The 21,337-nt window shown below is 65.6% G+C and carries 18 protein-coding genes; 11 read left to right on the forward strand and 7 right to left on the reverse strand.

Going from position 1 to position 21,337, the window contains the following annotated elements; all coding sequences use genetic code 11:
- Positions 1-59: 59 nt before the first annotated feature.
- The gene (locus ACO1XS_RS11250; protein ID WP_486390710.1) at positions 60-3,191 is read right to left on the reverse strand and encodes a transglycosylase domain-containing protein; all 3,132 of its coding nucleotides are present in this window, start codon (positions 3,189-3,191) and stop codon (positions 60-62) included.
- A gap of 668 nt (positions 3,192-3,859) precedes the next feature.
- Between ACO1XS_RS11250 and ACO1XS_RS11255 the strand changes: the two genes are divergently transcribed.
- Complete coding sequence (locus tag ACO1XS_RS11255) at positions 3,860-4,573, forward strand: autoinducer binding domain-containing protein (RefSeq protein WP_331574507.1); 714 nt, start codon at positions 3,860-3,862, stop codon at positions 4,571-4,573.
- Positions 4,574-4,660: 87 nt separating this feature from the next.
- On the opposite strand, the gene ACO1XS_RS11260 is transcribed toward ACO1XS_RS11255, so the two are convergent.
- Positions 4,661-5,365, reverse strand: coding sequence for an ABC transporter ATP-binding protein (locus tag ACO1XS_RS11260; RefSeq protein ID WP_331574472.1), 705 nt, complete (start codon positions 5,363-5,365; stop codon positions 4,661-4,663).
- Between the two features lie 145 nt (positions 5,366-5,510).
- On the opposite strand from ACO1XS_RS11260, the gene ACO1XS_RS11265 reads away from it, so the two are divergent.
- Positions 5,511-6,299, forward strand: coding sequence for a 4'-phosphopantetheinyl transferase family protein (locus ACO1XS_RS11265; RefSeq protein ID WP_486390711.1), 789 nt, complete (start codon positions 5,511-5,513; stop codon positions 6,297-6,299).
- A 15-nt stretch (positions 6,300-6,314) separates the two neighbouring features.
- Here ACO1XS_RS11265 and ACO1XS_RS11270 read toward each other — a convergent pair whose 3' ends face one another.
- Complete coding sequence (locus ACO1XS_RS11270) at positions 6,315-6,530, reverse strand: hypothetical protein (protein ID WP_440562333.1); 216 nt, start codon at positions 6,528-6,530, stop codon at positions 6,315-6,317.
- A gap of 535 nt (positions 6,531-7,065) precedes the next feature.
- Here ACO1XS_RS11270 and hutH point away from each other — a divergent pair.
- Genes hutH through hutG form a run of 6 tightly spaced genes read left to right on the forward strand, consistent with a single transcriptional unit; the run spans position 7,066 to position 14,580 of the window.
- Complete coding sequence (hutH, locus tag ACO1XS_RS11275; protein ID WP_486390712.1) at positions 7,066-8,595, forward strand: histidine ammonia-lyase; 1,530 nt, start codon at positions 7,066-7,068, stop codon at positions 8,593-8,595.
- A gap of 38 nt (positions 8,596-8,633) precedes the next feature.
- A complete protein-coding gene (gene hutC / locus ACO1XS_RS11280) occupies positions 8,634-9,329 on the forward strand; it encodes a histidine utilization transcriptional repressor HutC (protein ID WP_481581797.1) in 696 nt (231 codons plus the stop codon).
- Between the two features lie 33 nt (positions 9,330-9,362).
- Positions 9,363-11,051, forward strand: coding sequence for a urocanate hydratase (gene hutU, locus ACO1XS_RS11285; RefSeq protein ID WP_486390713.1), 1,689 nt, complete (start codon positions 9,363-9,365; stop codon positions 11,049-11,051).
- A 10-nt stretch (positions 11,052-11,061) separates the two neighbouring features.
- Positions 11,062-12,303 (forward strand): imidazolonepropionase, encoded by a 1,242-nt coding sequence (hutI, locus tag ACO1XS_RS11290; RefSeq protein ID WP_486390714.1) that lies wholly within the window; start codon positions 11,062-11,064, stop codon positions 12,301-12,303.
- Positions 12,300-13,706 (forward strand): formimidoylglutamate deiminase, encoded by a 1,407-nt coding sequence (locus ACO1XS_RS11295; RefSeq protein ID WP_486390715.1) that lies wholly within the window; start codon positions 12,300-12,302, stop codon positions 13,704-13,706. Before hutI ends, ACO1XS_RS11295 begins: the two co-directional genes overlap by 4 nt.
- 55 nt (positions 13,707-13,761) lie before the next feature.
- The gene (gene hutG / locus ACO1XS_RS11300; protein ID WP_331574456.1) at positions 13,762-14,580 is read left to right on the forward strand and encodes an N-formylglutamate deformylase; all 819 of its coding nucleotides are present in this window, start codon (positions 13,762-13,764) and stop codon (positions 14,578-14,580) included.
- A gap of 42 nt (positions 14,581-14,622) precedes the next feature.
- On the opposite strand, the gene ACO1XS_RS11305 is transcribed toward hutG, so the two are convergent.
- Positions 14,623-15,453 carry an MFS transporter gene (locus tag ACO1XS_RS11305; protein ID WP_331574454.1) on the reverse strand — a complete coding sequence of 277 codons (831 nt, stop codon included), beginning with the start codon at positions 15,451-15,453 and terminating at the stop codon, positions 14,623-14,625.
- A 199-nt stretch (positions 15,454-15,652) separates the two neighbouring features.
- Here ACO1XS_RS11305 and ACO1XS_RS11310 point away from each other — a divergent pair, with 199 nt between their 5' ends.
- Positions 15,653-15,958 carry a HigA family addiction module antitoxin gene (locus tag ACO1XS_RS11310; protein ID WP_331574452.1) on the forward strand — a complete coding sequence of 102 codons (306 nt, stop codon included), beginning with the start codon at positions 15,653-15,655 and terminating at the stop codon, positions 15,956-15,958.
- A gap of 61 nt (positions 15,959-16,019) precedes the next feature.
- On the opposite strand, the gene ACO1XS_RS11315 is transcribed toward ACO1XS_RS11310, so the two are convergent.
- The gene (locus ACO1XS_RS11315) at positions 16,020-16,568 is read right to left on the reverse strand and encodes a hypothetical protein (protein ID WP_486390716.1); all 549 of its coding nucleotides are present in this window, start codon (positions 16,566-16,568) and stop codon (positions 16,020-16,022) included.
- Between the two features lie 117 nt (positions 16,569-16,685).
- Between ACO1XS_RS11315 and ACO1XS_RS11320 the strand changes: the two genes are divergently transcribed.
- Together ACO1XS_RS11320 and ACO1XS_RS11325 are read left to right on the forward strand one after the other, a co-directional pair.
- Complete coding sequence (locus ACO1XS_RS11320; protein ID WP_331574448.1) at positions 16,686-17,579, forward strand: helix-turn-helix transcriptional regulator; 894 nt, start codon at positions 16,686-16,688, stop codon at positions 17,577-17,579.
- A gap of 102 nt (positions 17,580-17,681) precedes the next feature.
- A complete protein-coding gene (locus ACO1XS_RS11325; protein ID WP_486390717.1) occupies positions 17,682-19,508 on the forward strand; it encodes a DUF3857 domain-containing protein in 1,827 nt (608 codons plus the stop codon).
- A 118-nt stretch (positions 19,509-19,626) separates the two neighbouring features.
- Here the strand turns inward: ACO1XS_RS11325 and ACO1XS_RS11330 are convergent, their stop codons facing one another.
- Together ACO1XS_RS11330 and ACO1XS_RS11335 are read right to left on the reverse strand one after the other, a co-directional pair.
- On the reverse strand, positions 19,627-20,499 hold the full coding sequence (locus ACO1XS_RS11330; RefSeq protein ID WP_486390718.1) for a cytochrome c oxidase assembly protein: 873 nt from the start codon (positions 20,497-20,499) through the stop codon (positions 19,627-19,629).
- Between the two features lie 91 nt (positions 20,500-20,590).
- Positions 20,591-21,241, reverse strand: a complete 651-nt coding sequence (locus tag ACO1XS_RS11335; RefSeq protein WP_331574444.1) for a glutathione S-transferase family protein — start codon at positions 21,239-21,241, stop codon at positions 20,591-20,593.
- Between the last annotated feature and the right edge of the window lie 96 nt (positions 21,242-21,337).

Consider the following 21,337-nt stretch of genomic DNA (forward strand, 5'->3'; position numbering starts at 1 on the left):
GCCCGCGCGAATTCATCGTACGAGACGAAGGACGCAGTGCGGGCCGGCTCAACAGCCTGCTAGGAGGCCGATGCGGCGGCAACCGAGCCCGAATTCGGCGATTCGGCGAGCCGCCCCGCGCCGTGCGCCCCGGATGCCGGACCGACGAGCGGAGCGAGCGCCGGGCCGAGCGATTTGAGCAGTTGGACGGCCATCGCGCTCGTGTAGGAATAGCGTGCGGCGTACGGCTCGTGCGCGAAGGCGGTCAGCGTGCCGAAGAACCGGTTGTCGATGACGAAAACGAACGTGGCGGTCCGATTGACCTTGCGCGATTCGATGAGCCGCGCGCCGGGCGCATAGACCTCGAAGCGCTGATCGCCGGTACCGGTCTTGCCATAGACGTCGAGCGTGCGTCCGTCGGGCAACGGCAGGCCGGCCGCGAGCCGGGCGCCGGTGCCGCCTCGCACGACATCGCGCAGCAGCCCATGCACGACATCGGTGATCTCGGGCGAGACGGTCGCGTCTTTCGCGGCCGGCACGTGTTCGAATTCGGTTTCGTAGGGTGTACCCGCCGCGAACTTGAGCGAACCGATACTGTGTGGCGGCAGCATCCGTCCGTCGTTGGCCACGATGCCGATCAACTGCGCCAGCGCATCAGGCCGGTCGCCCGACGCGCCGACGGCTGCCGCATAGGACGGCGTGACCGTTTCGAACGGATAGCCGAGCGCGCGCCAGGCCTTCGTAATGCGCGCATAGGCTTCCAACTCCACCATGTGCCGGATGCGGCGGTCCTGAGCCCCGCGATGACGCGTCTTGAAAAGCCATGCGTACGAAGTGAGCCGCACGTCCTGGCTCGCGCTGCGCAATTCGCGCTCGGACGCGTTGGGGTGGGCGCGCAGATAGCCGAGCATCCAGAGTTCGACCGGATGCACCCGCGCGATGTAGCCGCGATCGTTGAGGTTGAACTTGTCCGGACCATATTTGGCATAGAGGCTTGCCAGATCGTCGTCGGAGATATGTGCGTTCACCGTGCCCTTGAGCGCGGTGCGCATGCGCGCGTCGAACCAGGGCAGCGGCGCTTGCGGCGCGACGCTGCGCAGCGCCGTGGCCACCTTGGGCGGCGCTTTGCTGCGCATGCCGGCAACGAGCGTATCGAGTGCCTCGTCGGGCGTCTTCCCTTGGTATTTGGTGTAGAAGCGATGCAGGTAGACGAGGCTTTCCTGATCCGCGAAACGCGTCAAGTAGGTCTGACGCAACTGCGGATCGTCGAGCCAGCGCTGCGATGGGCCGGCAGCCTCGACCATTTCGTAGCGGACGATATCGCGCATCAAGCGCACGAAGACGAGGTTGACCGAATGCTGGAACGCATCGTGGACGGTCAGGATGCGCCCGTTGTCCGATTTGTCGAAGTTCGTGAAGGCTTGCATGCCGCCGCCCGTCGCGAAGAGCTCGCCGGAGCTAGCCGAGTATTTGCGGTCCACAGCGGCTTGCAACATCGACGACAGCGAGCGGTCGGTCGTGTGCGAGAGGTAATCGACGGCCCAGCGCGAGAGTGCGTCGGACGGATCGGGCTGAACGCGTTTGAGCTCGGCGTTCGAAAGAGCACCATAGCGCTGGTGCAGCGTCTCGACGATCTGCAGGTAAGTGATGATCGTGCGCAGTTTCGCCGTCGAGCCCAGGTTCAACCGAGCGCCGTGGTTGATGTCGAACGGCTGGTTCACGCTGTCGGTCTGCACGCGCAGCAGGTTTTCTCCGCCGCGCCGCTCGAAAAGCGTGAAGCTGAACGCGATCTTCGACGGGTCGTCGCCCGGGCGCAGCATTTCGAAGCCGTACAAGCCGGCTGCCTTGGCACCGTCCACGGTGCTCGCGCGCGCCAGCCGGTCGCTGACCTCGGCTTGCACGTGCTTGTCGAGCGTCGATTGGGCCGTCAGGTCGAGGCGGTTGAGATCGTACACATTCGATACGCCCAGCATCCCCATCAGTTGCGCACGTAAAAGCGTGACGGCCTTGCGCGCGACATAGGACGTGGCGGGTTGCGGCGGCGCGGCGCGGTGCAGCTCGAGCCGTTCGGCCAGCGCCGCATCGCGCAGCGAACTCGAGATGACGCCGTTGGCGGCCAGCACGCGCACGTAGCTGTCGGTCAGATGATCGAGCGCGACGGGATTGCGCACGAGAAAGTACGAGGGCGCGCGCTGCGCGATGAGCAACGAGAGCGCCTGCTTGAATGCGAGCGCTTCGTCGGAGAGCGTCTGGCCCGTCGCTTCGTTGTTGCTGTTGCGCATGCTGGCTTGCGTGAGCAGACGGTTGACCTCGTCGAAATCGCGGCCATACCAGGCGGCCAGGCCATCGCCGAGTCCTTCGACTTCGCCGGTGCCCGGCTGTGCCGCGAGCGGCACGGTGTTGAGGTAGTGGACGACGATCGAGCGGCGCGCAGGCATCGTTTTTTCGCCGCCCATATAGGCGCGCACCGATGCCGACGCGATCTGACGCAGCTTCTCGGGCGGCGTGGCGGTGCGCCCACCCGGCGAATGGCGAAACTTTTCGGTTTGCGTGGCAAGCGTGCTGCCGCCCGGCGTTGCCTGATGCCGGTTCAGGAGACGCAGCGCCTGATCGCTCAACGCGCGCGAGAAGCGGCCCCAATCGATGGCCGGATTGCGATACGGCTGGCTCGCATCGAGCAGATAGCGATCCTCGATGAACGTGAGCGCGCTCACGATGAGCGGCGGGATCGATTCGAAGTTTCCGTAGACGAGGGCGGGATAGCGGGCGCTGAAGAGCGGCTCGCCTTGCGTGTCGAACAACTGCAGGCCGCCTTGATCTTTCTCGCGGTAAGGCAGAAAGAGGCCGCGGTCCGCAATCGACGTCATCGTCGACGAATCGCGGGCCTGCCGCGTGACCTGGTAGCCGCGCGCAACGAGACGCTTTTCGAAATCGGGCAGTTGGGCATAACCGAGCCGGACGTCGTAGGGGCCGCCGTGCGTAGGAAAGCGGATGCTGTTGCTGGGCCCCGGGCCGACGCCGAACGAGACATCGCGGTCGAGCCGCGCGAGATAGCGCGCCTGAAGGCGCGAGCTTTGCATCTCGGCAGAGACAAAATACGCGAGTACCCCGAGCATGGCGGCGATGACGAGACCGAGAAGCCACTTTAACCGTGCGCCTACGGACATCGTGGCGATGGCGCGCAGCGGCATACGGGCGAGCGGGCGGTTCATTATTGGCTCCTCAGGTGCCACGCAAACGTGTTTCAAGCGCAGTCACGGGTACTAGTGTAATCATGCGTCAACGTCTGCGCACCAGGTGTGGTGTTTCGCACTGATTTCCACTTGGTGGCCGTGAGGCGCACCATTCGTCGGACCTGCGCCAGTATTACGGCACAACTTCAGCAAGGGTTGAGCCCGCATTTTTACGGGGTTGCGCATCCGTTGTCGGCTCGCAACGGAAACGTCGCGGATCGCTCGCCGATCGCTTCGCGGCGCGGGGCGGCAGTCCATCCCGAGGACTCATTCAAATTTTCGAGACATGAAAGTGAAACCTTCCCGACGGCGAGGCCGAACCGGTTTCATCGCTTGATTGGCGGGCGAAGCCCTCGTTCGAGCGAGATCAGACCGAACGGTCTGATCTCATCCATTTACGAACTGTGGAGTAGCATACGGCCCTCAGTTGGACGCGCTATGTTTCGCGCAGCGCGTGCCATCGGGAAATCCATGCAACGCTGAATAAAAAAGCCTTTGGCGCGTACCTCGTTCGAGAGCCGCTCGTCGGTCCACGCCGTGAGCGGAGGGGGCGCGCCGGGATGGCGATATGCCGGCCGCCCGCGTGGCGCCCGCGCGATATCGCGCATACCGTTGCGCGCTCGGCGCGCAATGACGAGGAGGCAATGATGACGAGCTGGGCCGAACAGTTGTTGAACGACCTCGACGATGCGCATTCCGGTGACGAGGTCTTCCGCAAGATCGAAACCGCCGCGAAAAGTCTGGGCTTCGAGTATTGCGCCTACGGGCTGCGTGCGCCGTGGCCGCTGTCGAAGCCGAAAACGCGTCTCGTCAACAACTATCCCGCGTGGTGGCAAAAGCGCTATGACGAGGCGCGTTACATCGAAATCGATCCAACCGTACTTCATGCCCGCCGCTCGGCGTTGCCTGTGATCTGGAGCGACGCGCTCTTCGCCACGGCGCCTCAGCTATGGCAGGAAGCGCGTGCAGCGGGTTTGCGCGTAGGGTGGGCCAAGGCCGCGTTCGATAGTTGCGGCGTGGGCGGCATGCTGACGCTCGCGCGCTCCGGCGAGCCGATCACCGCGAACGAACTCGCGGAAAAGGAAACGCGCATGCGCTGGCTCGTGAACGCGGCGCATTTCGCTCTCAAGCGCGTACTCATGCCGGCGCTGATGGACGACCCTGAACGCGGTCTGACGGAGCGTGAAATCGAAGTGCTGAAGTGGGCGGCCGACGGCAAGACATCGGGCGAGATTTCGAAGATCCTCGTCATCTCGGTCGATACCGTCAACTTCCACGTCAAGAATGCGGTAACGAAGCTCAAGAGCGCCAACAAGACCGCGGCCGTGGTGCGGGCCGCGATGCTTGGATTGCTTCACTGAAGCGCGGCACCGTTTGAGCGAGATGGCCGGTACGGGAAATTCATCGGACTGGGACTCGATCGTGCGTCGGGCGGGCGGCGCGTCGTGCTATGCGACGGCGCGGGCACGCAGCGTCTTTGCTTCGCCCGCGAACGCGATGCGGCCTTGCTCGAGCAGATACGCGTATCTGGCCGCGCGCAGCACTTTGTGGGCATTGTCGCGTTTTTCGGCCATCAGCACGCTGATACCCTGGCGGTTCAACTGCTCGACGAGCTCGAGAATATCGTCGACGATTTCGGGCGGCAATCCCGCGATCGGTTCGTCGACCAGCAGCAGTGTCGGGCGCAACATCAGCGCGCGGGCAATGCCGAGCAGTTGCTGCTCGCCGCTCGAAAGCGAGCTCACGCGGTGCGTCTCGAGTGCCTTGAGGCGAGGAAAGCGCGCAAACAGCTGCGTAGCATCGGCTTCGACGCGCGGGCGGTCCGGCTCGCGCCAGACACCGGCCAGCAGGTTGTCGCGCACCGACAGATTGCGGCAGAGCAGCCGGTTGTGCGGAACATAGGCAATGCCGCGCGCGACGATTTCATTGGCCCGCTTGCGCCGGATCTCCTCGCCCGCGAAGCGGATCGAACCGCTCTTGCCGCGCAGCAAGCCGGCGACCGTCATCAGCAGCGTGGTCTTGCCGGCGCCGGCCGGTCCGAGCACGCAGGCGGTGGTGCCGGGCGCGACGCTCAACGAGACGTCGTCGAGCACGTCGAGCTTGCCGTGGCCGGCGGTCAGTGCTTCGATATGCAGCAGCGGCGGGCAGGTCAATCGTTCTCTCCAGGTGAGCGCGCAGCATCCGAGAATGGGCAGCGTGCGTGCGACGCCGACGATTTGACCCGCGGTGCCCCGCCGGGGCAACTACTAGAAATTGGGGCATGTGTTCCGCACGCGCGCCGATACGTAAATTTCACGCATGAACAGTCTGCCAACAGAGCGCCGCCGCGCTTACGAAATATCGGCGATCGACGTGCCGGCCGCGAGCCGGGCCGGGGTGGAGGTGCGGCTCGTCGAGATCGATCTGTCGGCGCCGCTGGACGCACCGCAATTGTCGGTGCTCGACGACGCCGAGCGTGCGCGCGCAGCCCGATTCCTGCGCCGGGAGGACGCGATGCGCCATGCCGCCGCCCGTGCCGCGTTGCGTGAGACCGTTGCGGCAAGACTGGGGTTGCCCGCGGGCGACCTGCGCTTTTTGCGCGACGATGCCGGCCGGCCGCGGCTTGCCGGTATTTTCGACGGATGGCGTACGGACGGCCTGCTCGATTTCAACGTGTCGCATTCCGGTGCCTATGCGCTGATCGCGCTATCGAGCACGCGGCGCGTGGGCATCGATATCGAGGCACGACGCGAACGGTTCGATTGGCGCGCCGTGGCGAAAAGCGTCCTCGCTCCACGCGAAATCGCGCATCTCGAATCGTTGGCCGAGGGTTTGCAGCGGGACGCGTTTTACGACGCGTGGACCGCCAAGGAGGCGCTCGTGAAAGCACTCGGGACCGGGATTTCGCTGGCGGGCGGCATCGCCGGATTCGAGGTACTCGGCGGCGAACGCGGGACCGGCCACGCTCCGCGCGTGCACGCCGTCGGTCCGCAGATGTCCGATGACAGCGGCGTGGCCGGCTACGAGGCGTTGTGGTGCCCCGCGCCCGCCGGCTACGCCGCGTGCGTGGCGTGGTCGCGCGCGGCGCGAGCGCCCGCGCACGGGTGAGCGGCGCGCATTGCGTCAGCCGTTGCCGTTGCCCGATTCATCGGAGCCCGGTTCTTTGCGCACCGCGTCGGCAAAGCGTGCGAGCGCGGCAAGGGAGCCGCTGACGCTCACATACTCTTGCTGACCTATTCTTGCGTCGAGCGTCACGGCCATGCCGGACTCTCGAGCCAATTCGATGAGGTCCATCTGTCCCTGTCCTTGTGTCGCTTGCGTTTTGGTCATGGCTTCCATCTGGTTGCGCTCGTCTGCCGGAGTGGTTTGCCGAATCACCGTATCGGCGAGCGTGTCGCACGAGCGGTCGGGGCTCGATCGGTCGCGCGCTTCTGCCGGAGGTGAAGCACAGCCCGTACCCGTCGCGAGAACGATTACGCTCGCGGCAAATGAGGCTCCGCGAAGGTGCGCGATGCCCCGAAGCGGCACATGCGACATGTGCGACGCGCGTTGCCACGGCACATCGAGGGGGCCAGCGGCAGCCGGATGGCCGCGGCGTCGGCCGATCGCCTCCACGTACGGGCATTGCTAGCTGTATAGACAACATGGGCGCGGCGCGAGCGTGCATCGATTACCTGGTACTGAATCAGCCCTATTTTACGCGTTCAGCATGATTCCGCCGACAAGCGGCGAGTGCTGGACCTCGCGGCGCGGTTCGGCTGATGTTTCGCCATCCTGGAAATCCCTGACCGTAGGCATGTAAAAACGAGTTGTATATACAAGATCGTGAGGCTAGACTGCCCCTCATCGACAGAAGAGACAGGATTTCCACACCATGATGCTTACGCCCGGCCAACTGAACCTCGCCCAGCTTCGCCGCATCGCCCGCGAGCCGGTCACGCTGAGGCTCGATCCGGCCAGCCATGCCGCCATCGATAGAGGGGCGCAGGCTGTTGCCGACATTGCGGCGGAAGGTGCACCCGCCTATGGCATCAATACCGGCTTCGGTCGTCTCGCCAGCACGCATATTCCTCACGACCAGCTCGAACTGCTGCAGCGCAATCTCGTGTTGTCGCACGCGGTCGGTATCGGCGAACCGATGTCGGCGCCCGTCGTGCGCCTGCTGATCGCGCTGAAGCTGTCGAGCCTGGGGCGCGGACACTCAGGCATCCGCCGGGAAGTCATGGATGCGCTCGTCGCGCTCTTCAATGCCGATGTACTGCCGGTCATTCCGATCAAGGGTTCGGTGGGCGCTTCGGGCGATCTGGCTCCGCTCGCGCATCTATCGGCTGTTCTGCTCGGTATCGGTGAAGTGCATGTGCGCGGCGAGCGCATGAGCGCGGCCGCAGGTCTCGCAATGGCCGGGCTCGCTCCGCTCACGCTGCAAGCGAAAGAAGGGCTCGCGTTGCTCAACGGCACGCAAGCGTCCACGGCGCTTGCGCTCTATAACCTCTTCGCCATCGAGGATCTCTTTCGCACGGCACTCGTCTCGGGCGCGCTGTCGGTCGACGCGGCAGCCGGTTCCGTCAAGCCGTTCGACGCACGGATCCACGCGCTGCGCGGTCACCGCGGGCAGATCGACGCGGCGGCCGCTTATCGCGCACTGCTCGACGGCTCCGGCATCAATCTCTCGCATCGCGATTGCGGCAAGGTGCAAGACCCTTACAGCCTGCGCTGCCAGCCGCAGGTCATGGGTGCGTGTCTCGATCAGATGCGCCATGCGGCCGAAGTACTGCTCATCGAAGCGAACGCCGTTTCCGATAACCCGCTCGTGTTTCCCGATACGCGCGAAGTCCTCTCGGGCGGCAATTTCCACGCCGAACCGGTCGCATTTGCCGCGGACAACCTGGCGCTCGCGGTCGCCGAAATCGGCGCACTCGCCGAGCGTCGCATCGCGCTGCTCATCGATGCGACGCTCTCGGGCCTGCCACCGTTTCTCGTCAAGGATGGCGGTGTGAACTCGGGTTTCATGATCGCGCACGTGAGCGCGGCCGCGCTGGCGTCGGAGAACAAGACGCTCGCGCATCCGGCGTCGGTCGATTCGCTGCCGACATCGGCGAATCAGGAGGATCACGTGTCGATGGCCACGTTCGCGGCTCGCAAGCTCGGCGATATCGCGGAGAACACGGCGAACATCCTTGCCATCGAACTGCTCGCGGCGGCCCAGGGCGTGGATCTTCGCGCGCCGAATCGCACGAGCGCCGCGCTCGAGCGCGTCATGGGCATCGTGCGTTCGGCAGTTCCGCATTACGAGCTCGATCGCTACTTCGCACCCGATATCGCGGCCATCGCGAAGCTCGTGCGCGACGGCGCGATTGCCGCGGCGAGCCCGTTGGCATTCGCGTCCGAAGCGCCTGCGGCCTGAGGCAGGGCGGCAATGCGCGACATCGAGGCGGCCCGCCAATGAACGCACCGGCTTATCAAGGCATCAAGGACTTCATCCTGACCCGCATTCATTCGGGCGAATGGGGCGAGGGCGATCAGGTGCCCTCCGAGAACGAGCTCGCGCGCGAGTTCAAGGTCGCCCGCATGACGGTCAACCGCGCTTTGCGCGAGCTGACAGCGGAGCAGGTGCTCACGCGTGTGCAGGGCGCGGGGACATTCGTTGCGCGGCCCAAATACGAATCGACGCTCGTGGCGATACGCAGCATCTCCGACGAAATCGCAGCGCGCGGCCACCGGCATCGTGCGAGCGTGCTTTCGCTCGGCGCGACCGTGGCCGATGCGGCACTGGCCGAAGAGATGCAATTGAACTCGGGCAGCCCGATCTTCCATTCGCGCGTCCTGCATTTCGAGAACGACGAGCCGGTGCAATTCGAAGAGCGCTGGGTCAACCCGGCTGCAGCCCCGGAATACGCGCTGCAGGACTTCACGCAAATCACCCCGAACCAGTATCTCGTGCGTGTCGCGCCGCTGTCGCGCGTCGAGTACCGCATCGAAGCCGCGCTGCCCGAGCCCGACACCTGCGCGCAGCTGACGATGGCCGACGGCGAGCCGTGTCTCGTGTTGCATCGGCGGACCTGGACGCGTGCACTCGTCGCGTCGATCGCGAATCTGTGGCATCCGGGCAGCCGCTACCGCTTCACCGGACATTTCTGAAAACGCATCGAACCGAAAGGCAAAGAGGCCCTCATGAACGACCCGAAATCCGTCGATCCGCGCTACGACGCCTCGCGCACGGTGCGTGCGCCACGCGGACCGGTCAAATCCTGCAAGAGCTGGCTCACTGAAGCCGCGTATCGGATGATCCAGAACAACCTCGATCCTGAAGTCGCCGAGCATCCGCATGCGCTCGTCGTCTACGGCGGGATCGGGCGCGCGGCGCGCGACTGGGCATGCTTCGACCGTATCCTCGCCACGCTCGAGACACTGAACGACGACGAAACGCTGCTGATCCAATCGGGCAAGCCCGTCGGCGTGTTCCGCACGCATGCCGATGCGCCGCGCGTGCTGCTCGCGAACTCGAATCTCGTGCCGCACTGGGCCACCTGGGACCACTTTCACGAGCTCGATCGAAAGGGGCTCATGATGTACGGTCAGATGACAGCCGGGAGTTGGATTTATATCGGCAGCCAGGGGATCGTGCAGGGCACTTACGAGACCTTTTACGCCGTGGCCAATCAGCATTTCAACGGCCAGGCGCAGGGGCGCTGGATCTTGACCGGCGGCCTCGGTGGAATGGGCGGCGCGCAACCGCTGGCCGCGACGATGGCCGGCTTCTCGATGGTCGCCGTCGAATGCGACGAGACACGCATCGACATGCGTCTGAAGACGCGCTACCTCGATCGCAAGGCAACGACGCTCGACGAGGCGCTGGCGATGATCGAAGCGGCCAAGGCGAGCGGCAAGCCGGTTTCGGTCGGTCTGCTGGGCAATGCGGCCGATGTCTTCATCGAATGCGTTGCGCGCGGCATCACGCCCGATTGTGTAACCGATCAGACGAGCGCGCACGATCCCATCAACGGCTACCTGCCGCAAGGCTGGACGCTGCAAGCATGGCGCGAGCGTCGCAAGGTGGATCCTCAAAGCATCGTCGTGCCCGCGAAGCAATCGATGGCGAAGCAGGTTCAGGCGATGTTGACGCTGCAATCGCGGGGCGCGGCGACGCTCGATTACGGCAACAACATTCGTCAGATGGCTAAGGAGATGGGCGTCGAGAACGCGTTCGACTTCCCGGGTTTCGTGCCGGCCTACATCCGGCCGCTCTTTTGCGAAGGCAAAGGCCCGTTTCGCTGGGTCGCGCTCTCGGGCGACCCCGAAGACATCTACAAGACGGACGCCAAGGTGAAGGAGCTGATTCCCGACGATGCGCACCTGCACAATTGGCTCGACATGGCGCGCGAGCGCATCGCGTTCCAGGGGTTGCCGGCGCGTATCTGCTGGGCCGGCGTGAAAGACCGCTACCGGCTCGGCCTGGCGTTCAATGAAATGGTGGCGCGCGGGGAACTCAAGGCGCCGATCGTCATCGGCCGCGACCATCTCGACACGGGCTCCGTGGCGAGCCCGAACCGCGAGACCGAAGCGATGAAGGACGGATCCGACGCGGTGAGCGACTGGCCCCTGTTGAATGCGCTCCTCAATACCGCGGGCGGGGCCACCTGGGTTTCGCTGCATCATGGCGGCGGGGTGGGCATGGGTTTCAGCCAGCATGCGGGTGTCGTCATTGTCTGCGACGGTACGCAGGCGGCGGCACGGCGCATCGAACGCGTGCTGTTCAACGATCCGGCCACGGGTGTGATGCGTCACGCCGATGCGGGCTATGCGCTCGCCGAGCGCACCGCGCGCGAAGCCGGCTTGAATTTGCCGATGCTCGGACAATGACGATCGAACGATGAACGATCTGGTCTGGCAGCACCTGCATCTATGCCCGCACGGCGACCCGGACGAAACGATTGCCGATGCCGCGCTGGCGGTGCGCGACGGCAAGCTCGCGTGGGTCGGCGCGCGTGCCGATCTTCCGCGCGAGTTCGATGACTGGCCGCGCGAAGACATCGGCGGCGCCTGGGTGACACCGAGCCTTGTCGATTGCCACACGCATCTCGTCTATGCCGGGCATCGGGCCGACGAATTCGCGTTGCGTCTGGCCGGCGCCAGCTACGAGGAGATCGCCCGTCGCGGCGGCGGTATCGCCTCGACGGTGCGGGCCACGCGCGCGGCCAACGAAGCGGCGCTCGTCGCGGCAGCGGAGCCGCGACTCGCGGTCTTGATCGAAGACGGTGTGGGCGCGGTCGAGATCAAGTCCGGCTACGGTCTCGATCTGGCCAGCGAGCGAAAAATGCTGCGCGCCGCACGCGAGCTTGGACGGCGCTGTCCGGTCTCGGTCTATACGACGTTTCTTGGCGCGCACGCATTACCTGCGGAGTTCGCGGGCCGCGCCGATGCCTACATCGACGAAGTCTGCGAGCGCATGTTGCCCGCGCTCGCGGATGAAGGCCTCGTCGATGCGGTGGACGTCTTTTGCGAGCGCATCGGCTTCACGCTCGCGCAAAGCGAGCGCGTGCTCGAAGCGGCGGCGCGACGGGGCTTGCCGGTCAAGATGCACGCGGAGCAGTTGAGCGCCATGGGCGGCGCGGCGCTCGCCGCGCGCTACCGGGCGCTGTCGGCGGATCATCTCGAGCACCTCGATGAAGGCGGCGTGGCGGCGATGAAAGCGGCGGGCACGGTGGCCGTGCTGCTGCCGGGCGCCTATTACTTCATTCGCGAGACGCAGTTGCCGCCGATCGAGTTGCTGCGCCGCTATGAAGTGCCGATCGCCCTTGCCACCGACAGTAATCCGGGCACGTCGCCCGCGACATCGCTCGTCGCGATGCTGAACTTCGGATGTACGCTGTTCCGGCTCACCGTCAGTGAGGCGTTGCAAGGCGTGACGCGGCATGCGGCGCGCGCGCTCGGTCAAGACGCGCGGCATGGTTCGCTCGAAGCCGGACGCGCGGCCGACTTCGTCGCGTGGTCGGTCGATACGCTGCCCGAACTTGCCTACTGGATCGGGCGTCCGCTCGCCGCTCGGGTCGTGCGCAATGGCATCACGGTGCACCGCTGGCCGCGGCCGGCCGCGGCAAGGAGTACGACGTGACGCCCGCCACCCACCCTCCGCGCGCGCATTCGCTCTTTGCGCAATACGCCTATTTGCCCGACGGATGGCAGCGCGACGTGCTATTGCGATGGGACGGGCATGGCACGCTGACGAGCGTGGAGGCTGCTGCGCGCGCGCAAGTGGATACGCCGCGCGCGGCGGGTCCGATCATGCCGGGCATGCCGAATCTGCATTCCCACGCATTTCAGCGCGCGATGGCGGGCCTCGCGGAATATCGCGGCGAGGGGCGCGATACGTTCTGGAGTTGGCGCGATTCGATGTACCGCTTCGCCGCGCGCATGACGCCGGAGACGCTCGAAGCCGTTGCCGCCTGGCTCTACGTGGAGATGTTGAAAGCGGGTTACACGTCCGTCTGTGAATTCCACTACCTGCATCATGCGCCCGACGGGCACCGCTACGCCCACCCGGCCGAGCTCGCCGAGCGGGTGGTGGGTGCCGCGGCGGGCGTCGGGATCGGGATCACGATGCTGCCTGTGCTTTACGAATCCAGCGGATTCGGAGGGCGTGCTCCGCGCGCCGATCAACGGCGATTCATCAGCGATCCCGACGCGTTGCTGGGCATGCTCGACAGCTTGCGAAGCGCGCATCCCGAAGACGGCACGCGTACGTACGGTGTCGCACCGCACTCGTTGCGCGCCGTATCGGAGCCCTCGCTGCTGGCGTTGACGCAAGGCATTCGCGCCCGTATGCCGAATGCGCCGATTCACATCCACATCGCGGAGCAAACGGGCGAAGTCGACGAATGCATCGCGGCGACCGGGGCGCGGCCCGTGGCCTGGTTGCTCGATCATGCCGATGTCGACGCGCGCTGGTGCCTCGTGCATGCGACGCATCTCGACGACGCCGAGACGCTCGCGCTCGCTCGCAGCAAGGCGGTGGTGGGGCTGTGCCCGACGACTGAAGCGAACCTCGGCGATGGGGTGTTCCCGGCGCGACGCTACCTCGATGCCCAGGGACGGTTCGGCATCGGCTCGGACAGCCAGATCGCGGTGGACTGGCGCGCCGAGTTGCGTCTGCTCGAATATGGGCAGCGTCTGGCGCGGCGCGAGCGGAACGTGCTTGCGGCCATCGAGGGCAAGCAACTGGGCGAGCAACTCGTGGACGCGGCGCTGGCGGGCGGAGCGCAGGCGACGGGTCGCCCGACGGGCGCGTTGCGGGCGGGAAGTCGTGCCGACTGGCTCGTGCTCGATCCGGACCATCCGAGCGTCGATGTGCGTCCCACCGCTTCGTGGCTTTCCGGTATCGTGTTTTGCGAACAAGGCGAGACGCCGATCCGCGATGTCTATGTGGCCGGCCGCTGCGTCGTGCGCGAGCGGCGGCATATCGACGAGGCGCGTGTCTATGCGGCGTATCGCATGGCGGTCGCGCAATTGACGCGGTGATCCGCGGGTTGCGTGACCACGCGAATCGAAGCAGAAGCAGAAGCAGGAGGTCGATATGACAACCCCACCCGAACCGCCGGTTTTGACGTTGCACGAGGGGACGTTACCACTCCTCATATCGATGCCGCATGTCGGCACGGCGATTCCAGCTGCCGTCGCGGCCGGGATGACCGATGTCGCTCGCCACGTCGACGATTGCGACTGGCATCTCGAACGGCTGTATGCGTTCGCGCGTGGTTTGGGGGCATCCTTGATCGTGCCTGCCTATGCCCGTTATGTGATCGACCTGAACCGTCCGCCTGACGACGCGAGTCTCTACCCGGGGCAGGATACGACGGGTCTGGTGCCGATCGATACGTTCGAGAAGGCGCCGCTTTACCATCCCGGGGGCGAGCCGAATGCCAACGAGATCGAGCGTCGACGCGCGCAATACTGGCAGCCCTATCACGATGCGCTCGAGCGCGAACTGGCTCGGCTGAAGTCGTTACACGGCTCGGTGCTGCTGTGGGATGCGCATTCGATCCGTTCGCGCGTGCCGCGCTTTTTCGAAGGGCGGTTGCCCGATTTCAACTTCGGTACAGCCGGCGGCGCGAGCGCGGTCCACGGACTCGCCGAGGCGCTGACGCTGCATGTGACTCGGCACGGCAGCGGCTATACCGCGGTGGCCAACGGGCGCTTCAAGGGCGGATATATCACCCGCCGCTACGGTGCGCCCGATAACGGTGTCCATGCGGTCCAGCTCGAACTTTCGCAAATCACCTACATGCGCGAGGCGCGGCCTTACCCCTATGACGAGGCGCTCGCGGCGCGCGTCCAGCCGCTCGTCGAATCACTCGTGCACGAGGCGCTGAACCATGTGCGCGCGGCAAGCTGAACACACCATGCGCGCCGTTGAAGGCCGGACTGCTTCGTGCCGTCAGCGGCGTCGGCGCATCAACTGTCGCAGCGACAGCGCATGCAGCAGGATCGAACTCGGCACCACGAACGCGGGCGTCAACACGTCCGGATAAACGCCGGCACCGATGCTCGGCACGTTTGGCACGATCAGTTGGAGCGGGCCCGGGGAGGTGATCATCCCCATGGCGATGGCGATCGCAAAGTCCGCGAGGCCGATGATGTTCCAGACGATCGCGGCTTTTCGACCCTCCGCCGTGCCAGCCGCCAGGGCCATTGCAGCCGGCAAGGCGAGCACGCCGGTCAAGACGTCGCCGATTCCCGCGGGCAAGGCGAACGCGCCGGGCATCGCGCCGCGCAGCCATGCGGCGAGAGCAAAGCTGCCGAATACGCGGTAAGACTGAAGTGCGACGAGCCACGTCGCAGGCATCGCATCGAGCACCTTTCCGATGCGCTTTGACGATAGCAACAGCGGCGCGCCGATCAGCACGGGCAGGAATATCGCCAACGGCAGCCACGGTACGGGAGAAGCGGGGTTGCCGTGAAAGCCGCCGCCGATCGCCGCGCTCCAGGCAACCGCGAACCAAAGCGTGTCGGGGATCATGACGGCCAGCCACGTCACGCGGCGCTGGGCTGGCGTCAGCTCGGTATGTTCGAGGCCGAGCCATAAGCCGAGTGCGATGAACGCATGGGCCGTCAGTTGATGGGCGGTGGTGGGAACCCCGCTCGTCGGGATGATCGGCAGCCGGTAGATCAGCACGATCCAAAGAGCGGTCAGCGGGACGGTCCAAAGCACGCTGCGCCAGGGCGAACGCGTCGGCGCGATGGCGGCGGAAAGCGGAGCGGAGGTCATCGGAAATTCTCCAAACGAAGGGGAGTTCAGATGTACCATCGCGTTCCGCGAGCGACTATCCATCGCTATGTTGACGCACTGTGAAGCAGGACTTCACAGTTTCCGCGCGGCCGGACGCGATCAGCTGCGCGGTCGACGCCCGTCGACAAGAGTCCATTGTCAGTTGACGATTCGGTCGTTCCCCGATAATGTGCGGCCCATGGCCGATTCCGACTTCATCCACCCGGGCGCGATAGTGCGCCAGACCTGTCTCGAGCGCTTCAACCTCAGCGTGACTGAGGCCGCCGCCGTGCTCGGGGTGAGCCGCCAGGCGCTCACGAATCTGCTGAGCGGAAAGTCGGGCATCTCGCCCGAAATGGCGCTGCGGCTCGACAAAGCATTCGGCGGCGGGGCCGAAACGTGGCTGCAGCGGCAACTCGTGCACGACCTCGCTAAGGCGCGCGAACGGCTCGACGAGCTCAACGTCGTCTCGATGGCACGGCAACGGCAGCGTTCGTTGTTTTGAGTGTTCGGGCGTCGAAAGCCAGGGCCCGTTACCGCTGTCTCCCGATACGACTTCGCGTAATTCAGCGATCGACGCGCGTTGCGACGAACTCTCCTTCGAGCTGCCAGGTTTGCCCATCGGGGGCGAGGGCCTCGCCGATCCAATGAAAGCGTTCGGGCGTGATTTCGGTAAACCGCCAGCGCGTCGCCTGACCATCGGGCCGCGCGCCGGTTTGTACGATATCGCGGCCGACACGGCGGCCGATTTGCGTTTCGCGATGGGGGCCGGCGGGATTCTCCCACATGATGCGCCAGGCCCGCAGCTGTGGATCCCAACAGCGCAGCGTCATGCCGTACATATTCATGCTGGTTTCCCGCGGCTCGCGCGAGCCTCTCGGGGGCATGATCCAGACATCGCCGATCGCGCGGCCTTCGAGCACGCGCGCGAAATGCGCCTCGGCCATGAGTCCCCGACCGCGCAAATCCACACCGCGATAATGTAGAACTTCGAGCGACCAACTCCCGATCAGCCAGCCGTAGATGTCGTCTGCGTCGTCGATATCGGCGGCGCGTTCCGGCGCTGTCAGTGCGCCCGGGAATTCATGTTGCAAGCTCGTTTCGATAGTATTCATGGATGATCTCCGTGCAACGGACGGTTCGTCGGTTCATCGGTTCGCGCATCGACCGGCGGCAGGCCGCGGCGCGTGCGATGTTCTATAACGATCCTATGGGGAAGTAAGGGGCAAATCTTGGCAAATATTGCGGCCGGACTCGACGCGGCACTGGCACGGCGGCGCGAGGCCGGTGCACGCGCGAGCACGACGCCGCGCACGCTCGTTGCGGGCGAGGGTTGGCAGGTGGCCGATGTGCTCTGCACGCATGGGCCGAACGACGTTCCGTTCGAGGAGCGGCACTCGCGCATGCTCGTCGCGCTCGTCGTCGCTGGTGCGTTCGAGTATCGGACGCCGTCGGCGCGGGCATTGATGACGCCGGGCGCGGTGATGCTCGGCAATGACGGCGAGTGCTTCGAGTGCGGCCACCGGCACCGCGAAGGCGATCGCTGTATTGCGTTTCGCTATACCCCGGCATACTTCGAGCGAATTGCGGCGGACGTGGGCGTAACGCCGCGCGGCGCGCGTTTCGGCGCCGCACGCATCGCGCCCTCGCGCGCGTTTGCTCCGTTTGTCGCGGGTGCTTGCGCGGGCATATCGATGCAACGCGCACGCGGCTGGGACGCGCTCGCCGCAGCGCTTGCCGCACATGCGCTACGGCACACCGCGGGCCTTTCGCCGCGCGATACGCGCGGTGCCTCCAGCGCGGCGATCGAACGCGTGATGCAGATTCTTCAGTTGATCGACGCAGCGCCCGAGAGCGAGCTCGGCCTCGATCGCCTTGCCGAGCATGCCGGACTGAGTCCTTACCACTTCCTGCGTACGTTCGAGCAGGCCACGGGCACGACGCCGCATCAATACGTCGTGCGAGCGCGATTGCGGCTCGCGGCTCAGCGTCTCGCCGATGCGCCCGGCAAAATCGTCGACATCGCGCTCGATTGCGGGTTCGAGGACGTTTCGAACTTCAACCGCGCTTTCCGGGCCGAATTCGGCGAAAGCCCGCGTGCGTACCGCGCGCGGCTCACCGGCTGACGGGGCGTGATGGCGCACTGGCGTACAGGGTGCCGCGCAGGCGGTTTCGTTCTTGCACTGCGTGCGATCGCCCTGACCGTTGCCGTCTCGTGCGCGAGCGCAATGGCTAGGGCGTCGCAAGATGCCCCGTCGACGATCGAATCGGACGTGCATCGATTCGTAGTGCAACGGGACGGGACCGTGGAGGAGTATGACGACACGACATTGCGCGCGAACACGTCGAGCGGGGTCGATGCGATCGCACAGCATTACGTGTGGTTCGACAAGGACACCGAAAAGCTCACGATCGTGACGGCCGAGTCGATCGATCCGGGCGGGGTGCGGCATCCGGTCGGGCCGGAGGCGATTCGCGACGTGCAGGAGCCGCGTGCGTCAGGTGCGCCGACGTTCGAGGACGGTGTCTTGCGGACGATCATTTTCCCGGGCGTGGAGCCGGGCTGGCGAATCCACGTCGTCTTTCACAAGGTTCGTGGCAAACCGATCGAGCCCGGTGCGTTCAGCTATTTCGTCGCGCCGACGCGCGAGCCCGTCGAGTCCCAACAGCTCGTCTTCGATTTGCCCTCGGACGTGCCGCTTCATGCCGATGCGCGCGGATATGTCGGCGAGCCGCCTGTGACCGACGGTGCGCGCACGCGCTACGCCTTCGATTATCGGCATGGCCCCTATGCGGCGACGGAGCCCGGTGCGGTCGGCTACGCACAAGACGGCGACCGGTTGATGGTCACGACCGACGCGGACTTCGTCGCGTTCGCCGAGCGATACCGGGCGGGCGCCGCGGACGCGAGCGCCGCGGATCCGGCTATCGCCGCGCTGGCGCATGCGTTGACGGACGCGCAGCCTGACCCGGTTTCGAAAGCTCGCGCCATCTACGATTGGATGCGCGCGAACATACGTTATGTGGCGCTTTTCGTGGGCGAAACAGCGGCGCGGCCGCATCGGGTGATCGATGTCCTGCGCAACCGCTATGGCGATTGCAAGGATCACGTCGCGCTTTTCGGCGCGCTGCTCGCCGCGGCCGGTATTCGGAGCGAGCCGGCACTGCTCGGTCTCGGTCCTGTGTACACGCTGCCGTCGGTGCCCGGTTACGGCGCGAGCGCGATCAATCATGTGATCGTCTGGATGCCGGAGCTCCAGACGTTTGCCGATACGACTGCGGGCGGCATTGCGTTCGGGTATCTGCCGCCCGGCGTCATGGACCGGCCCGCGCTGCTGGTCGACGAAGCGCGCATGGTGCGCACGCCTGCCGTCGAGCCGCGCGAGCGCGCATCGCGCGTGCAGATCGACATCGATGCGAGCGGCGCCGCCCGTTACGCTTATCGCGTCGAGGACAGCGGCTGGACAGCGGAACTCGAGCGCAACGTGTTTCGCCGCGCGACGCACGAGCGCGTGCAGCAAATTGCGTACGAACGTCTGCATAACGCTGGTTTGCGCGGGAGCGCGACGATCGTTGCCGACGATGTCGCGGGCACGAGCGGACCGTTCGCGGTCTCGATGACGGGCGCGCTCGAGCATGTGATCTGGCCCGACGGGATGACGGGCATGCCGGCGATATCGAGTCTATCCGGCGGGATCGCGACGCAGGTCGAGCAGTGGCTGGCGGCCGGTGTGCGCACCCAGCCGTTCGTCTGCATCGGCGGCGGATTCGACGAGGCGGGCCAGATTGCGTTGCCCTCCGGCATGCGCGCGGTGTTCGTGCCGCACGATCTCGAATTGAGCGCGGGTGGCTTGCACTATCGCTCGCACTACGTGTTCGATCCGGCGACGCATATCGTGCAAATCACGCGCCGGCTGCAGGCGCGCTTCGGCAAACAAGTCTGCAGTCCTGATGAATTCGCGGCGATGCGCCCAGCGCTCGAACGCATGGAGCGCGACGCGCTGGCGCAAGTCATCGTCGCGCCGCGCCTCGATGAATCCTCGCGTTCGAGGTAATACGATGCCGAATCGCGATCCGATTCGCCCGGGCGTCATCGTGAGCGGCGGCAACGTCGATCTGGCGCGCTATGGCGCATGGCTGGCGGGCTGACACGGCACGGTCGTCGACCTGTCGTCAGCGCGAAGAGGCCTCCAACGTCGGCGTCGCGCTGCCGGTGCTGCGGCGCACGCGTGAGATCGTCGTGGGCGCGCTCTCCGACAAACGCATCATATGGCGCAGCGCCATCATCGCGCCGATCGATTCGAGCACGGCCGCGGGCACCCACATGATGAGGCCGCCGAGGCTCTGATCGAGCACGGGCGGGATCGAAGTGAACGCGCGTCCGCACAGCGTGAAGATCGGATAGAGGTCTTGCGATGAAAAAGTGATGATCGCGCCGACGAGAATCTGCGGCGTCATGGTGATCACGGGGGAAAGCACGCGCAAGCCGGGCCGCGTGCGGCTCGGCGGCGCACGGCGGTGATCGAGCAGCATCCACCAATAGGCGAGGCCGCTCACGGCCACCGACCAGTTCATGAGCGTATAGAGGCGCCAGTCGAGCATCGCGACGAATTGGACCGACGGGACGAGCCAGAGAACCACCGAAACGACGAACGCAAGCGAAATGACGGTGGGGTTGAGCAAGGTCGCAGCGGCCAGACGTGCCGACGCGCTGCGCTGCCAGCGCCGTAGCGCGGGCCGCCATGCGAACGGCAGCCCCGCGCGCAGGACACTGCCCGGATACGAGGCCATCAGCACGAGCGGCGCGAGATGGTGCAGCACCAGGTGCTGCAGCCGATGCACGAAGAACTGGTGCTCCGCGTAGTAATCGAGCCGCGTGTGGAGTGCGAGATAAAACAGCACGAGGCCAGTCCAGAACGCGGCTTGACGCGCGATCGTCACGGGGGCGCGCCGCGCGCCGCGCGCATAGAGCACGGCTGTGACGAGCACAACGGCGACAAACGCGGGAGAGGGCTCCCAAGGGGCGAGCAGGCTGATGACGGACATGGCGATGAGTGATACGGCAGTCGTACGCTTCGCGGTACGGCCCGCTGCATATTAACAGCATCGCTGGCGCGGCCCGGCAATCGGCGCGGCTTCATCGGTCCAGGAAGACCCCCTCGTTCGCCATGGCGCGCTGCACGGCCGGGCGTGCCGAGACACGCCGCACGATCCCGGTCCAAGCCGGATAGCGCTCGCGCATCGGCAGACCGATCCGGTTGCCCCAGCGATAGAGCACGAGCAAAAACGGATCGACGATCGAATAACCGCGCGCGACGGCCCACGGGCGCCCATCGGCGAGCTCCGCTTCGATGCAAACGCAGGATTGTTCGATGGTGCGTCTGCCGGCCGCGCTGATCGTTTCGCACAACGCAGGATCGGAGACGAACCGCAGTGGGCGCCATAGCTCGCCGTAACCGACGCCGTGCACCCAGCCGGCGAGCCACGCGAGCCATTCGTGACAGCGTGCCTCGTCGAGCGCGTTGTCGCTCGGCAACAGATTCGCCTCGGGGTGCCGTCGCGCGAGAAACGTGAGAATCGCGGGCAGTTCGGTCAGCACGCGTGTTTCGCCGGCGATGGCCAGCGCGGGCACGCGCGCTTTCGGGTTGATGGCCAGGTACTCAGGCTGTGTGGTCTCGCCTCGCGCAACCGAGACTTCCTCGCGCTCGAACGGTATGCCGATTTCTTCGAGCGCGATATGAACGGCCAACGAGCAGGCACCGGGCGAATAGTAGAGTCGATAGTTCATTTGGCTTTCGTCGCAAAGATTCGGGTGAATTCGCGACGACGAGTCTAGCCAGCGCGGCCGCGACCGGCAAAGCAGGAATACTGCGCTCGAGCCATT

It is taken from the genome of Trinickia sp., assembly GCF_057351765.1.